At 62.0% G+C, this 15,902-nt stretch carries 13 protein-coding genes and 1 pseudogene; 5 read left to right on the top strand and 9 right to left on the bottom strand.

What is annotated here, in order from left to right:
- Positions 1–152 precede the first annotated feature (152 nt).
- Positions 153–2,204 (bottom strand): annotated as a pseudogene (locus CFR78_RS15190) (TonB-dependent receptor); the annotation flags it as partial.
- 555 nt (positions 2,205–2,759) lie between these two features.
- On the opposite strand from CFR78_RS15190, the gene CFR78_RS15185 reads away from it, so the two are divergent.
- The 4 genes from CFR78_RS15185 to CFR78_RS15170 all read left to right on the top strand — a co-directional run bounded on the left by CFR78_RS15185 (position 2,760) and on the right by CFR78_RS15170 (position 8,056).
- Positions 2,760–3,806, top strand: coding sequence for a 2OG-Fe(II) oxygenase (locus tag CFR78_RS15185; RefSeq protein ID WP_240471416.1), 1,047 nt, complete (start codon positions 2,760–2,762; stop codon positions 3,804–3,806).
- A 162-nt stretch (positions 3,807–3,968) separates the two neighbouring features.
- Positions 3,969–5,306: a purine-cytosine permease family protein gene (locus tag CFR78_RS15180; RefSeq protein WP_338075352.1), complete on the top strand. Its 1,338-nt coding sequence runs from the start codon at positions 3,969–3,971 to the stop codon at positions 5,304–5,306.
- Complete coding sequence (locus tag CFR78_RS15175) at positions 5,303–6,550, top strand: cytosine deaminase (RefSeq protein ID WP_110581328.1); 1,248 nt, start codon at positions 5,303–5,305, stop codon at positions 6,548–6,550. Before CFR78_RS15180 ends, CFR78_RS15175 begins: the two co-directional genes overlap by 4 nt.
- 489 nt (positions 6,551–7,039) lie before the next feature.
- A complete protein-coding gene (locus CFR78_RS15170) occupies positions 7,040–8,056 on the top strand; it encodes an alcohol dehydrogenase catalytic domain-containing protein (RefSeq protein WP_258366191.1) in 1,017 nt (338 codons plus the stop codon).
- A 40-nt stretch (positions 8,057–8,096) separates the two neighbouring features.
- Here the strand turns inward: CFR78_RS15170 and CFR78_RS15165 are convergent, their stop codons facing one another.
- The 8 genes from CFR78_RS15165 to CFR78_RS15130 are packed head-to-tail and all read right to left on the bottom strand — an operon-like array spanning position 8,097 to position 14,868.
- Entirely contained in the window at positions 8,097–8,933 is an 837-nt protein-coding gene (locus CFR78_RS15165; protein ID WP_034931283.1) for an alpha/beta fold hydrolase, read from the bottom strand.
- Positions 8,930–9,331, bottom strand: a complete 402-nt coding sequence (locus tag CFR78_RS15160) for a RidA family protein (protein WP_034931286.1) — start codon at positions 9,329–9,331, stop codon at positions 8,930–8,932. The genes CFR78_RS15165 and CFR78_RS15160 overlap by 4 nt, the downstream gene beginning before the upstream one ends.
- Complete coding sequence (locus CFR78_RS15155) at positions 9,328–9,816, bottom strand: aromatic-ring-hydroxylating dioxygenase subunit beta (RefSeq protein WP_051672084.1); 489 nt, start codon at positions 9,814–9,816, stop codon at positions 9,328–9,330. Before CFR78_RS15155 ends, CFR78_RS15160 begins: the two co-directional genes overlap by 4 nt.
- Entirely contained in the window at positions 9,813–11,093 is a 1,281-nt protein-coding gene (locus CFR78_RS15150) for a Rieske 2Fe-2S domain-containing protein (protein ID WP_051672085.1), read from the bottom strand. The genes CFR78_RS15155 and CFR78_RS15150 overlap by 4 nt, the downstream gene beginning before the upstream one ends.
- 43 nt (positions 11,094–11,136) lie before the next feature.
- A complete protein-coding gene (locus tag CFR78_RS15145; protein WP_007398632.1) occupies positions 11,137–12,483 on the bottom strand; it encodes a metal-dependent hydrolase family protein in 1,347 nt (448 codons plus the stop codon).
- Positions 12,480–13,337, bottom strand: a complete 858-nt coding sequence (locus CFR78_RS15140; RefSeq protein ID WP_034931291.1) for an alpha/beta fold hydrolase — start codon at positions 13,335–13,337, stop codon at positions 12,480–12,482. Before CFR78_RS15140 ends, CFR78_RS15145 begins: the two co-directional genes overlap by 4 nt.
- The gene (locus tag CFR78_RS15135; RefSeq protein ID WP_110581326.1) at positions 13,334–14,095 is read right to left on the bottom strand and encodes an ABC transporter permease; all 762 of its coding nucleotides are present in this window, start codon (positions 14,093–14,095) and stop codon (positions 13,334–13,336) included. The genes CFR78_RS15140 and CFR78_RS15135 overlap by 4 nt, the downstream gene beginning before the upstream one ends.
- Positions 14,092–14,868, bottom strand: coding sequence for an ABC transporter ATP-binding protein (locus CFR78_RS15130; RefSeq protein ID WP_051672086.1), 777 nt, complete (start codon positions 14,866–14,868; stop codon positions 14,092–14,094). Before CFR78_RS15130 ends, CFR78_RS15135 begins: the two co-directional genes overlap by 4 nt.
- Positions 14,869–15,223: 355 nt before the next feature.
- Here CFR78_RS15130 and CFR78_RS15125 point away from each other — a divergent pair, with 355 nt between their 5' ends.
- Entirely contained in the window at positions 15,224–15,853 is a 630-nt protein-coding gene (locus tag CFR78_RS15125; protein ID WP_258366189.1) for an ABC transporter substrate-binding protein, read from the top strand.
- Positions 15,854–15,902: the final 49 nt, after the last annotated feature.

The following is a 15,902-nucleotide window of genomic DNA, read 5'->3' as shown; positions in this document are numbered from 1 at the left end:
CGACGCCATCTGGTCCGGGGTTAACCCCGGACCAGATGGCCAACAGCAACGCCGTCAGAAGGGCGGCATAACAACAACCGGGTATAGCTTATCAAGCCCGCAAAACTGTCCGAACGGACGGGACCACCTCTGTTCAGCTGAATCTGGGGATGCTTGAGGTACCATACATTGTTCATGCGGTAACCAAGTGTCAGATCAAGCTGACCATGGGCGGGCAGTGCTTCCGTGTTCATTTCGTCAGCCCACTGCCTTGCGGTCCAGTGGTAACGCATGCTGCCGAAAATATGGCCATCATCGTAGTTCAGTGCCGCATTGACCATCCATTCGGGGGCCAGCACCGCTGTCTTGCCTTTTGTATGGATTGTCGAGATGGCGCCATTTTCGGTGACGACCGACACGTCATTGTCTTCCGACGCATGCAGGTAGGATGCGGAAACGTAGGGCGAGAAATGATGCCATGGGCGCGTACTGAATTCCATGTCCGCGCCACGCAGCGTATTGCCGCCACCATTAAGCGTGGTCTGGTAGGCTACTGTATTCGCACCGCTACCCATGTTGATGACCGAATTGAGGTTACGATTGGTAATATTGATGTTGTAGAGCGATACGGCAAAGTTCAGCAGCGAGCCATAGTGGCGGAAGCCCAGTTCTTCCGTAATGGCATATTCGTTCTTGGTATTGTACCCGCCGGGGTAACCCGTTCCATCCCACGGGTTGTTGTAGAAACCCCTGAAATAGGTGGAAGCCGATGGCATCTTGAAATTCGTGGTGCCGGAAATATAGATCTGGTCATGCGGGTTGATCTTGTAGCTGGCCGACACACGGGGTTCCGGCACGGCGGTATTCATGCCGACACGATAGGGAAAGTCGCTACTGGACCCGGCCCCCGGCAGGTTGTTGGTGCCACCACGGTTGACGATGACTTCACGGAAGCCCGCGCTCAGCTTCAGCCTGTCATTGAGATATGAGGCCGAGTCACCGAAATAGATGCCGTTCGTCTGTGTAATGAGGTGATAGTTCACGCCATACAGGATATTCCCGCCCGATGTGCGCAGCTTGCCGCTGCCCCATACGCTGTTGGGCGATCCGTCAGTACCATACTGGGAATATGTCTCGCTTTCATAATCATCATTGTAGTCATACCACCAGCCAAGGGTCAGCTTGTTGTGGCGGTCTGCCCTGAAATCCACCGATGCATTGATACCGGGATGGAATTCGATCTCGGTATAATAGGCCTGCCCGTTGAAATACCCATCGGATACCTGGTTCGCATAGGGAAGGGCGATGGACTGCCCGGGATAGGCCTGGGCCACGGTTTCCGTGCCCGAATAGAAGCTCGATGCCGTTGCGGGAAAGGACGAGCCATAACCGCCGCCGCCCGCGCCGTAATAGAAATAGGGCGAGACATGCAGTTTCCAGCGATCCGACAGCTTGAAATGCATGGGCATGACAAGGATCAGGTTGCTCCATCCCCCTTCCGCGCTTTTCCAGTAGGTGGAAGGGTCGGATTTATCCCCCGTATACTCGCTCAGACCCTTGATACCGCCCTGCTGCCAGTCCGACATGCTGGGATAGGTATAGCTGGGCGTATTGTTTTCGTTATAGGCCTCGACAAAGCTGACCGAGTTGCCGTCGCCCCATTCCTTGATGAATTTGGAATCGATATGACGGCGCTGCCCCGCACCGTAGCCACGCCACACATCCCATGTCGCATTGGAATACGAGATATAGCCGCGCAGGCCCGTATTGCCGATATCGCCGGTTTCCAGCCGGATGAATTCACGATTCGTGCGGTGCGAGCCATATGAATAGTCAACCAGGCCACCATAATGATGGGAAGGGTTGATCGTCCTGACGTTCATCGTACCCGCCGTGGCATTGGCCAGCGGTGCGTTGATGTCCGACTGCCCCTGCGAGAGCTGGACTTCCTGGTAGTTTTCGGTATCGCCCCATTCCGTCGTATAGGGGGTATAGGTGTCAACGTCCGCGATGGGGGCCCCTTCATACAGGTACCCGATTTCAGACTGCTGCATGCCACGGACATTGATGGATGTGGCGTCGGACAGGCCGAACGGATCAGAAGAGGCGATGTTGGCGCCGGGTGCGAACTGCAGCATCTGTGCCGCGGATGTCGCGGGGGCCAGCTTCGAGATGAAGTCGCGGCTGACCGTGGTCTGGGACTTGGCCTCCGTCTCGCGATGCATCAGGCCGCCGCCCATGGCCCGGCCGGTCACGCCATCGGCGCTTACGCCGCTGCTGGTGACATGGATGGTCTCGGCAACGGGCTTTGCCTCGACACCGTTCGTGGGGGCGGTGCCCGTCGTGGGCCTTGCCCTGGTGGCGGGGGGCGACATGTGGTTTGCGCTACCATGGGTACGCGCGTGCGGGGCTACGGCCGCGGTCTGGGCGCGGGTGGTCACGCTCTGTGCCATGCCGATGGTGGACAGGGCGGTACTGGCCGCCAGAATTTTTGTGATACGCCAGCTGATCAATGGTTTTACCCTTTACTGATAACGGCCGTTTTTTATTGTATCACCGCAACGTATCAGCGCGGCCTCGTCCTTTTAAGACAATATCTTTCTGCCCGTACAAAATTTTTGAACATGAGACACATGTACAACATGTATCGACCCCGATGTGTCTCATCCCCCTGATCCATGCTAGTAACGCCGGGCGCGATACGAACATGGCAAGAAGTAGAGCAGGTCCTCATGTCTGCAAGTCCATCCATTTTGGTAGGAGACCCCGCACCCTGGTTCGTGCAGAAGGGATCCGATGCCCATGGCGACTACCATTTCGACAAGGCGGCCGGACGTTACAGCGTCCTCTTCTTCTTTCATTCGGGCGCGCAGGCGGATGTCGCCTCCAGCCTGTCACGCCTAGCGGCACAGGACGGCCGGATCGACAGCATCCATACCCTGTTCTTCGGTATCACAAACGACCCGCGGGATGTCGGGCGGCTGGATGCACTGTCATCCAATGCCGGAATACGGTTCTTCTGGGATACGGACCGCAAGGTCAGCAGCCTTTACGGGTTCGGCCCCGACACGCGCCCCTTCTGGCTGCTGGTCGATCCCCTGCTGCGTGTCCGCGCCGTGTTTCCCCACACCCCGCAGGTGATTGACGAGATTCTGGCCATACTGGCCGCCATTCCCGCCATGATGATGCGCGAGACATCCGGCCCGGTTCCCGCGCTGATCCTGTCGGATGTATTCGAGCCCGAATTCTGTGACCGGCTCATGCGGTATTATACGGAAAAGGGTTCGCGCCCGTCGGGCATATTCATGGAGAACGCGCCCGGCCGCTCGGTGCCCGTGCTCGATTCACAGTTCAAGCGCCGCCGTGACTGCCCGATAGAGGACGCGCACCTGATCGATCAGGTGCAACTGCGCATAACCCGGCGCATCGTGCCGGAAATACGCAAGGTATTCCAGTTCAATGCGACACGGCTGGAGCGCCTGATCATTGCCTGCTACGCGGCACATGAACGTGGCCGGTTCGGCCCCCACCGTGACGATACCCTGACCGCCGCCGCCCACCGGCGCTTTGCCGTATCCATCAATCTGAACGACGCCTTTGCCGGCGGCCAGGTCACGTTTCCCGAATTCAGCCCACGCGGTCTTGCGCCACCGGCGGGTGGTGCACTCGTGTTTTCATGCGGTCTCATGCACAGGGTCGACCCCGTTACGCAGGGGCAGCGTTTTGCATGCCTGACCTTTCTGTATGACGAGGCCGCCGCCCGCATACGGCAGGCCAACTGGCAGGCCGCACGCGCCCGTCATGGCGCGGCAGGGTCATCCGGTTGACATGAAGGCGGCCTGCACCATGCCCGGGGATGGCAATGACAGCCTTGTGCGCAGGTGTGTCATTGTCATGCCGGCTTCCCCTCCATACTGTTCCGGGACGACAGTCATGACACAGGCGAACCGAATTCCGTGGCAAGGATAGAAGGAAGCGGTCCGGAAACCGTGGAGCGTCCGGTGCCACCGGCATTGCAGACCATGGCGCCGGACCGGATATTCTGGAGCCATTTCTCACCCAACCTTGCCCCGGCGGCCTGGGTTATCGGCGTGCTGGTCGTCAGCCTGGGGCTGAGCGGCTGGCGCGCGTTCGTGGTGGTGCTGGCAGGCAATGTGCTCGGCGCGCTACCGGTTGCCGCCTGCGCGGCCATGGGGCCCGATACCGGCCTGCCGCAGATGGAGGCCTCGCGGTTTTCCTTCGGCAGCACGGGCAAGCGGCTGCCTGCGCTCATCAACTGGGTGAACTGTATTGGCTGGGATGCGGTCAATAACGTGCCATCCGCCATAGCACTGATTCTTCTGGCCCGGATCGGGGGGATCGAGGTGCCTTTCTGGCTGGCAATGGCGGCACTGGCACTGGCGCAGCTGCTGGCCAGCGCCGCCGGGCATGATACCGTGCAGACCATTGAAAAATATCTTGGCTGGATTCTGCTGGCCGCCTTTGCATTCAGCGGATGGATGGCCGTCACGCACCGGCCGCAGGGCGGGCCTGCGGCCATGCCGCAGCCAGCAGATGCCGCCCATATCCTGCTGGCACTGGGGGCAACCAGCAGTTTCACGCTGGCATGGACCGCCTATGCCTCGGATTACACCCGTTATGTTTCGCGCCATACGGGACGGGGCAAGGTCTTTGCCCTGACTTTTGGCGGCATATTCAGTTCCGCCATGCTTATGGAAAGTTTCGGGCTGCTGACAGGCGCCATGATTGCAAGCCCTTCGCCTGAATCCGTCATTCTTTCCCTGCAGACCTGGATGGGGCCGCTGGCACCTGTCGCCCTTGCGGCCATTGCACTGTCGTCCATTGCCATCAACGCGGCCAATGACAACACGGCCGCCTATGCCCTGATCTCGGCCGGCTCAAGGATTCCCCGGCCGCTGAGCGCCGTACTGACCGCCGGACTGGCCTATATGCTGGCCGTAATGGGGGAAGGGCGCTTTACCACCCTGTATGAAAATGCCCTGCTCATGGCGCTGTACTGGATCGCCCCGTGGTGCGGCATCGTGCTGACGGACTGGTACGCCCGCCCGCCCTGCCTGCAACAAGGCCGCATGACGACACCGCCGGGCTGGAGCCCGTCCGCAACCCTGTTCGTGGCCGTGACGGGGATCACGATCCTCATGTTTTCGTCCACGCCCCTGTACACCAGCCCTGTCGCCCATATGCTGCAGGGGGCCGATATTGGCTATCTTGTCGGTTTCGCGCTGGCCGCAGGCGGCCAGTATCTTATCCTGCGCCAGCAGGCGCGCCGTTTCCGCCCGACCAGCACGAAGGCTGACCAGACATGATGGATCTCGTCCTTGCCAACGCCACATTGCCCGACGGTTCGCGCACCGACATCGCGGTCCGTGATGGGCGGATCGCCCACCTGGGGCCAAACTTCACGGGTCAGGCCGGGCAGAGGATCGACGTGGGCGGCAACCTTGTCTCACCCCCGTTCGTGGATGCCCATTTCCATCTCGATTCCACGCTGACGGCCGGGATCATACGCCACAATACGAGCGGAACACTGGCCGAAGGCATTGCCATCTGGAAAGAACTGAAGCCGACCCTGACCGAGGAGGACATCTACAACCGGGCGAAGCGCCTGTGTGAAATGGCGATTGCCAAGGGAAACCTGGCTATACGCAGCCATGTTGACACCAGCCCGGAAGAACCCCGCGCCGTGCGGGCCCTGCTGGCGTTGCAAAGGGACATGAAGCCCTGGCTTGACATCCAGCTTGTCGCGTTCCCGCAGGATGGCTATTTCCGGATGCCACAGGCTGCGGCGCGCCTTGAACGGGCGCTGGATATGGGGGTGGATCTGGTTGGTGGCATCCCGCATTTCGAACGGACCACCGCCGAAGGCACGCAGTCGATCGAAGCGCTGTTCCGCATTGCGGCAGAACGGGGGCTGGATGTCGACATGCATTGTGACGAGACCGATGACGCATCCTCCCGCCATGCCGAGACCATGGCGGCGTGCACCATCCGCCATGGCCTGCAGGGCAGGGTGGCCGGGTCCCATCTTACGTCGATGCATTCGGTCGATAATGCCTATGCCGGCAAGCTGGTTGGCCTGCTGGCGGAAGCCGGTATGGGGGTTATCGCAAATCCGCTGATCAACATCACATTGCAGGGACGCTACGATACCTATCCCAAGCGGCGGGGCCTTGCGCGGATCCGCGAACTTGTCCAGGCGGGCGTACCTGTCGGGTTCGGGCATGACTGCGTCATGGACCCCTGGTACCGGCTTGGCAGCCATGACATGCTGGAAGTGGCCTCCATGGGGGCACATGTCGGTCACATGACCGGCGAGGATGAACTGCTGGACTGCTACCGGGCGGTCACGGAAACCGCGGCCCGCATCATGCGGCTGGAAGGATATGGGCTGGCGGTGGGGCGGCGGGCGGATATGGTGGTACTGCAGGCGACCTCCCCGATCGAGGCACTGCGGCTGCGCCCGACCCGCCTGTATGTGATCCGCTCAGGCAGGGTCATCGCGCAAAGTCCCGCACAGCGCACCGTACTGCATCTCGACATGCCCGCCTGATGCCGCGAACGTGGCCGTCCCTGCATTACGGCCGCATTCCGCACCGCTTCAGGCCATGACAGGCCGCGTGGCCGCTCCGTCCTTTCCGGTGCGGCATGCCGACTGCACGAAGGCATGTTATGGCGTTATCCCGTCAGGCGGGATCATGAATTTCCATGCGGTCACGATGCGGGTGGACGGCCTTCCGGCCGGGAATCCGTTGCGGCCGCCGCATAGCCCTGTTCCGGTGGCGCGCCTGAAGGACAGGCGCAGCGCTCCGCTCTCGGTCAGGAGGGTTCTGCTTACAGTATTAAATATACATCACGATATGAATTAAAATTATATAATAATATTAAAAATATAATGCACATATATCCTATAAAACCAAATTTATAAATATATAAATATTGCATATATGAATTTATACTGATATAAGTATTGATATATTTTCATTTTATATTTACAATTCCTGTGTTGATGGAGAAAACATTGATGAATGACTGCAAAACCATGCGTTCCGTTCGCTTCATGGCGCCTGGGCGCCCGTTTTCTCTGCGTGCGGTTTCCGTGCCGTCCCCCATGGCGGATCAGGTACGGGTGCGCATTGCCGCATGTGGCGTATGCCGGACCGACCTGCATCTGCGCGACGGCCTGCTTGATCTGGGGAAAAGGGATTTTACCGTCGGTCACGAAATTGCAGGCACCATCGAAGCCTGTGGCGATGGCGTGCCGGCGCACTGGCTGGGCCGCCGCGTGGTCATCTATTACTATATCGGCTGTGGCCTGTGCCGGTACTGCCGCAACGGGGAGGAATATCTGTGCCCTACACCCAAGGCCCAGCCCGGATTTTCGAGCGATGGCGGCTATGCCGAGAACATCGTGGTGCCGCTGCGCAACTGCGTGCCGCTGCCGGACAACGTTGACCTGGCGGAAGCCGCACCCATGGGCTGCGCGGGTTCCACCGCGGTCCATGCGGGCCGGATGGCTGAAATCCACCCTGGTGAATGGGTGGTCATCAATGGCGCGGGCGGGGTTGGCATGGCGGTGGTGCAGTACGCGCGCTATGCGGGTGGCCGGGTCATTGCCATAGGCATGGGGGCCGAACGGATGGCGCTGGCCCGCCAGCTTGGCGCGGAATACACGATTGATGCGGCCGAAGTGCCCGACGTGGCGGCGCGTGTAGCGGAAATTACCGGGGAGGGAGCGGACGTCGTTTTTGAACTGGTCGGCACCAGCGCCACGATGAAGGCCGCCGTGACCATGCTGCGCCGCCGGGGCCGGATGGTCATGATCGGTTATACAGCCGAGGATTTTCATGTTCATCCCGTTGAGTTGATCGTGCGTGAAATTACCGTGCGCGGGTCGGTCGGCTCATCGCTTGAGGACCTGTACGAAGCAATCGACCTGCTGGCGCGTGGTGTCATCCAGTCCCCCGTGGCCCGCCGGCACGGACTTGAGGAATTCGAGACGGCGCTGGCTGAAGTGCAGGCCGGCGAGTTGCCGGGCCGTGTCGTGCTGATGCCGTGAGGCAGGCGGGCAGGGAAGGGCATTCCCTGCCCGCAACACCTTATGACGCGCCGGAAAGAAGACGGCACAGGTGGGGCACGACGACCGCATCAAACGCTTCGGGCTGCTCCAGATACGGCACATGATTCGACCTGTCGATAAACACCAGTTCCGGCCCACCCAGTGCGGTGCGACAGGCTTCACCCACTTCGGGCGGCACGGCCCTGTCCTGCTTGCCCCATACCAGCAGCATCTTGTCCGGCGGGTAGAGCGCGCACAGACGGCCTGCCACATAATCGGCGGAAATACCGTTGACCAGATAGTCCCCCAGTCGGCCAAAGGCCGCCCCCGCGCCGGGGAAGGTATTGATCCGCCATTCTTCCTCGATCATCGCGGGGGTAATTCCCGATGGATCGTACAGGACGAATTTCAGCTTGTTTTCAAACAGGCCTTTGTCCTGTACCCGGACATTGCGGCTGATGGTCTCCGCCACTTCCTGACTGATCGGCACAACGCCCAGCGCCCCGACCAGGACAAGGCCCGGCACGCGCCCCGGCGCGGTGCAGGCCGCATAGGCTGCGATATGCGCCCCAAGCGATGTGCCCACAAGCGGTGCGGAGGGGACATCCAGCCTGTCCATGACCTGCACGATGTAATCGGCAATGGCGGGAACGGTCGCGGGCGCCGTCGCTTCCTTACTGGCAAAGCCATGGCCCGGCAGGTCACAGGCAATGGCGCGGAAACCCAGCGCGCCAATACGTTCGACCGTGGTGCGCCAGCGGTCGGCACGGGCGCCCAGACCATGAATGAACAGGATGGCGGGACCGGTCCCGGCCTCGATGATACGGGTAAAGCCGTCTCCGACAGCCAGAGGATAGCAGATGGATGGGAGGGTCATGAAACTGGGCTTTCAGCTAGGGTTGCGATGGCCTCGATTTCCATCAGGGTGCCGTCACCGATCAGGCCCGCCACCTGTACCAGCGTGCTGGCGGGGCGCCATTCGTCAAAGATTTCGGAACGGACCTGATTGAGGGCACAGCGGTCGCGCAGGTCGGTCAGGAAAAAGGTGAGCTTGACCACATGCCGCAGGTCCGATCCGGAACCTGCCAGAATGCGCTCCAGCAGGCCGAAGATATGCCGCGCTTGGGCTGCCGCATCCCCCGCGCCCACCAGCCTGCCATCCCCATCCAGGGACAGCAGGCCCGAGACGTGGATCAGCCCCCCCGCCAGGACGGCATGCGAATAAGGCCCCACCGGCACGGACAGGCCGGAAGGGCAGAGGGCACGGGGCATCATATCGGCGTGGCCAGCAGGGTCAGGATGGCACCGGTATCGACCACGACCCGCATCCTGACAATCCGCAGCACGTTGTCCACGCGCCTGAGTTCGGCATGATAGCGCCCGACACTGAACAGGCGCGTCTCCCCCGCCTGGATGGACTGGAACAGGGAATACGCGGCCGTGGCGGCCCAGCCATCGCCCTGCGGCGTTACCCGCACCGGACCGATGAGGTGGCAGTCATAATGAATGTTGAAGACGTTGGCTTCACGCAGGGAATACACGCGGTCATCCAGCATGTCGCGGCTGTCGCACAGCATGAGCGACAGGGGCAGGTTCTGCTCGATGTTCTCCCGGCTCATGATTTCGTAGCGGCAGTCGGGCACGAACAGGGTCGTCCACTCTTCCAGGCTGTCCGCGTCCAGAAGGCGGCCATATTCCTCGAACAGCATCGTGACTTCCAGATGCATTTCGGGCGAGACGCCACGGGGGGTGCCTGTCATGCCGTCTCTCCCGCCCTGATACCCATAAGCTTGCAGTAATAGATCCAGAACCCGCGCATGGGCACGTCACTGATCAGGTTTTCCTGGTCAACGACCGGGCCCCGGCCGCCGAACTCGACTATGGAATGCTTGTCCATATCACGCACGATGGCGCGATGGACCAGTTCCACCGCCTCGCCATCCTCCATCGAGACCAGTCCCGCCGGACCGGCCAGGTTGGCCTTGCGCAGGCGGTGGCGTGTCATGGCCTCATCATCATCCTCATAACCGAAGAAGGTCGAGACGATCTCGAACTCATCTGCCGAGCGGGGGCGCAGCTGGCGCACGGCCAGGGTATTGCCGATCTGCTGCAGCGCGGCATTGGCGAACAGCGACGTGACCGCAAGTGTCAGGTCATCGGGGAATTCCTTGTGATAGCGCAGGAGGGAGGGGTCCTTCAGCCTGATGTTCATGTCGCCCCGGTCCGTCCCGGCATATCCCCCTTCGGCACCGTCTTCCTGTGCTGTGCGCCCGCCCTGCGAGGCCCAGGACAGGTTGTGCTTCCCGTCCGCATCCACCCGCGCGCCGCCGGTGCCGCTCAGGCGCGCGATGCCGAAGGTGATCTGGAACATGTGCAGCAGGCCGCCATGGTTGGGGTCACGCAGATTGTCCGTATAGAGCTTCCAGTTGCCGAAAATTCTCTGGCGCTGATAGCCCAGAACCCTGACGGGCTTGTGGAACAGCCGCCTGACCTGATGGCTGAAGACCGGCCCCAGATAATCCTCCAGCGGCGGGGTCTCGTCGCAGAACGTGCCGAAAATGGCGCCATTCATCGTCTCAACCCGCAGGCGCTGCAGATTGTGGCAGGCCTTGTCGAAATCGGCCGGCAGGCCGCCGACACCCTTGATCCCCTTCTGGAAGGGCACGCCAATCAGTTTGCCGGTCAGGTCAAAGGACCACTGGTGGTAGCAGCAGGTATGCACCTTGGTGTTGCCGTGCAGGTTGCGCTGCACTTCCGCGCCACGGTGGCTGCAACGGTTGACCAGCGCGTGCAGGCTGCCATCGCGCGCACGATTGACGATAACCGGCGTATCGCCCACCGCGATCAGGCGGTAGTCACCCGGATCGGGAATTTCCGCTTCCAGCGCAAGGTAGTTCCATATCGGGCCGCGAAAGATACGTTCCTGTTCCAGTTCGAATACATCAGGGTCGCGGTACATGCCGTATGGTATGCGACTGCAGTCGGCCGCGGGGAAAGTATAGCATGACAGGGCGTCAGCCCCGGCAGGTGCGGTCATGAAGGATACTCCGTATGGGTCAGTCCGGATTGGCGGGAAAGCATTACGGCAGCTGCATCGGGGTATGGCCGGTGGATTCACGCGTGTACAGACGTGTCCAGTAGCCCTGTGCGTTCTCACAGGGGTGGCGTGGTATCTCCACTGGCATGTCAGGCAGCACGACACGCCTGCCACCAAGCCAGATGTCCATGATGCGCTTACGCTCTTCAAGCTGCGTGATGTCGGCCAGCGGGTCGGCGTCAACGACAAGCAGGTCGGCCAGCTTGCCCGGGGCGATACTGTCGAATTCCCTGCCACCCCGCAGCAGGCTGCGGTTACGGTGCGTCGCGGTGCGCAGTACCTCATCGGTGGGCATGCCAAGGAATCTGACCAGGATCGAGAGTTCGCGGGTTGCCCATTCGCCGTATGGCGTCATGGAAAACCCGCTTTCCGATCCGCTCAGGATCGGCACACCCGCATCATAGGCACGGCGCAGGTTGTCGGTTGCTTCCGCCAGTTCCTGGCGCTGCACGTTGGGCCACCAGTCATAGGACGGGTCATCGGGCCGGGCATACTGGATGTTGTTGACCAGCATGAGCAGGGAGGGGCAGATCGCGCAGCCTTCCCCCGCCGCGGCACGCACGCCCTCATCATCAATGCGGGAGGCATGATAGAGGATATCCACACCCGCGCGGGCGGAATAGAGCACGCCCTCCCGCCCACGGGCATGGATGGCGACCCGGCGGCCAAGGCGGTGGGCCTCCCTGACCATCGCGGTGGTCTCTTCTTGTGTGAAAGTTGCGTACAGACCGCCCGAATTGCCGCCCTGTATCCCATCCATCGCGATCTTGATGATATCGACGCCATCTTTGGTCTGCTGCCGGATGGCTTCAATCGCATCGGGCAGCGATGTCACCAGCCGCCCCGTGGAACAGGGTGGGCAGCCGATCCATGACGGATAGTAGTCATACAGGCCCTGGCGGGATGTCAGCGCCGCTCCGGCCGCGGTGATCCGCGGCCCCTGGAACATCCCCACATAAAGCGCGTTGCGCAACGACGGCGTAACCAGCCCCGCGCAGGCAGGATCAAGCAGGCTGGTAAAACCGGCCGCAAGCATGCGCTGTGCCGCCGCCAGGGCACGGATTGCTCGGTATTCCAGGTTTGGATAAAGATCGACTTCCTCTTCCGACCGGGCATTGCCATAGGAAAGATGGGTATGCAGGTCGCTCAGCCCCGGCATGACAAGGTGGTGGCTGTAGTCGATCACCACATCATCGGGCGCCGGGGCGGGAAGGGATGCGAAGGGATGTAGCGCGACGATCCGTTCGCCTTCGATGACCAGCGCCTGATCATGCCGGTAGGTGGAGTCCGTACCGATAAAGACGCGCCCGCATTTAAGGATGGTTCTCATGCGGCATATCCGGTGGCTAGAAGAAGGGAAAGCGCTGCATCCACATCCGCTGCCCGTTCGGACATGATGGCGTGGCCGCAATCGCCCAGAAGGACAAGATCGGCATGGGGCATATGGTCCAGCACCAGCCGGGCCATGGGGCCGGGCGGGCAGGCGCGGTCAAGCAGTCCGTGCAGGATCCGCAGGGGCACGCGTATGGCGGCGGCTTCCCGCGCGGGCAGGGCGGCCGCGCGCAGGCAGGCATCGGGATCGGCCAGCATGGCGGCGAACGCGGCGCGGCGCGCGCTGTCGCCCGCAGCCTGCCAGCGGGCCTCCACCACCATCGGAGACGGGATGGCGCAATCGGCCGTCATCGGACGCATGGCCGCCGCCAGCGCCGCCCGGTCAGCCGGGGCGGACCAGAACGCCCGCAGCGCGGGTGTCGCGTGCTGCTGCCCGGCGGGCGCGCCGATCACCAGCACCCCGCGCAGGGCCGGGCGCCGTGCCGCCACGCGCAACGCGAGCGCGCCACCAACCGAATTGCCGATCAGCACCGCATCCGGCCCGGCATGGTCCAGCACCCTGCCGATCTGCTCGATCCACAGGTCCACGTCGAAAGTACAGGTCCTGCCGGGCGGGATGGCCCCACCAAAGCCGATCAGGTCAATGACATGCACGTCATGCCACGCGGACAGCCGCTCCAGCAGGGGCGCGAAATTGATCTGCCCCGTCGTGCCCGGACCAATGCCATGTACCAGGACAAGGGGGGGCGCACCACCCGTACCCCGGCGGATGCGCCATGAAAAGGCAACATCCCCCGCCCTGTCCGATGCGCAGGCCCACGTCGGGGCCGCATCCGGTAGCGGCGCCTTCATCGGGCGGCTCCGTTACTGTCGGGCGCCCAGTACAGGATGTGGCGCAGCACACGGTCCACCACCGTCCAGATCAGGACCGTCATGAGCGCAAGCACGAACAGCGCGGCAAACATGACATCGGTCTGGATGCGGGCATTGGCATTGAGCATGACATAGCCAAGCCCGGCCGAAGCCCCGACCCACTCCCCCACAATCGCCCCGATGGGCGCGATGGCCGTGGCCACACGCAGCCCCGAGCCAAAGGCGGGCATGGCGGCAGGAAGCCGCACATGGCGCAGGATGGCGCCGGGGCTGGCCTCCATCGTGTGGGCAAGATCCATCCAGCCGGGATCCGTGTGCCGCAATCCGTCGGAAAACGCGGCGGCAACGGGAAAGAAAATGACGATCGTGGCCATGACCACCTTGGAGGCCATGCCAAAGCCGAACCACAGTACCAGAAGCGGCGCCAGTGCAAAGGCGGGTATGGCCTGGCTCAGCAGCAGCAGCGGCATGATCCAGCGCTGCAGGCGCGGCGAAAAGGCCATGGCCAGCGCGCACAGGCTGCCCAGGATCGTGCCGATGACCAGCCCCAGCGCCATTTCGGAAAATGTGGTGAGCGTGGCCGAGGCCAGCAATACGCGCTGCTGCCAAAGCGCATGCAGCACGGCGGGCGGCTGCGGCAGCAGGTAGAAGGGAATGCTGGCCAGACGTGTTGCCGCCCACCATGCGCCGATCAGCACCACAAACGTGACGACCGGCCTTGCCAGTGTCAGGATCATGCGCGATGTCCTTCCATGAGAATACGCATCAGATGCCCCTGGATGTGAAGCAGTGCGTCGTCATCCGGTGCGCGGGGTGTGGGGCCGGGCACGTGTATCGGTTCTCCCAGCCGTGCGGGGTGGCCGCTCAGTACCACCAGCCGGTGCCCGATGCGGCAGGCTTCAAGCGGATCGTGGGTGATGAGCAGGACGGTATGGTCCTGCAGGAGCTCGGCGGTCAGGTCCTGCACCTGCGCGCGCGTGAAGGTATCCAGCGCCGAAAACGGTTCATCCATCAGCACGAAGGGATGGCTTTCATAAAGCGTGCGCGCGATGGCAACGCGCTGGCGCATGCCGCCGGACAGTTCTGACGGCAGGGCCTTCGCCCGTTCATGCAACGAGACCCGCCCAAGCAGGTGACGGGCGCGATCGGGTTCCTGGCGTTCACCGCGCAGGCGTGCGCCAAGCATGACGTTCTCGATAACGGTCAGCCACGGATAAAGCAGATCCTGCTGGCCCATATAGGCGATGCGCCCGGCAAGGGGGCGCCCGTCACTGGCCGTGACCGTGCCGGTGCTGGCCCGCGTCAGGCCGGCCACGATCTTGAGCAGGCTGCTTTTGCCTACGCCGCTCGTACCCAGCAGGACAACGAATTCACCCCCCTGAACCGTCAGGTCCAGATCGGTGAAAATGGCACGTGAACCGTATTGCAGGCTCAGCCCGGAAATGCGCAGGCCCGGCAGGTCGACCTGTCCGGGGGCGGGGCGGTGGGTGCGGGCGTCATTATCGGTCATGTATACAAATTGCCGAAGTCAAAACGGTAACGCAACATGATTCGATATCGATTCGAAAAAATTAATCTGCCGTTTTCCGAATTACCCTTTTTTGTAACAAGGTATTCGCGTTTTCGCGCCGGGCGCGCCAGTTTTGTTATTGCCGACCCGTAATGTCTGTGTATACATTTTATGGGAAATGTTCTTTTTGCCGACCGCTCCGGACGAACAGAAAAGGCAGCACATGAACCAGCAATCAGGAACGGATGCCGCAAGGCGGGATGCGGGTTTGACGGCGCGGTGGGACAGCCGTGCCGGCAGGACCAGTTCGACACCCTTATTACCCCGACGCGGCTTTATCGGAAGCGCGCTTGCCATGGGCGCGCTCGGGGTCCCGCTGTCGCCCGCGCGCGCGGCGGGGGGTGAAAAACTTACGGTCATTCTGGACTGGCTGCTCAACGTCAATCACGCGGCGCTGTTCGCCGCGCAGGAATGCGGGGCATTCACGCGGGCGGGGCTGGATGTGGAACTGGTCTCCCCCTCCGACCCGGATTCCCCCGCCCGGCTGGTCACGGCCGGTCAGGCGGATGTGGCGCTGGGGTATGGCACGCAGATCAACCTGCTGGTGGACCAGGGGCTGCCGCTGGTGCGCTTTGGCACGCTTATCGACCGGCCGATCAACGTTGTGGCCGCGATGGGCAACGGGTCCGTCCGCACCCTGGCCGACCTGAAGGGCAGGCGCGTCGGCCTTTCGGTCAGCGGGGTTGAGGAAAGCCTGCTGGCCGCCATGCTGCATTCCGCCGGCCTGTCAATTTCCGATGTCACGGTCACCAAGGTCAATTACCAGATGGTGACCGCCCTGCTGACCGGGCAGATCGACGCGGCGATAGGGGCCTACCGCAATGCCGAGGTGCTGGAGATCGAACACACATCGGGTATTGCCCCCGTCATCTTCGCAGGTTCTTCCGTACTTTTCGTGATGATGTTTTTTGATTATGCGGGCTGAAGGACACGCGCCCTGAGGAGTTCGAAGCCTGCTCTTCCGAACATGGTTC

The organism is Komagataeibacter rhaeticus (assembly GCF_003207855.1).
Lineage (GTDB): Bacteria > Pseudomonadota > Alphaproteobacteria > Acetobacterales > Acetobacteraceae > Komagataeibacter > Komagataeibacter rhaeticus.
Note: the sequence above shows the minus strand (reverse complement) of the source record. Positions and strands in the feature narration are given on the sequence as shown.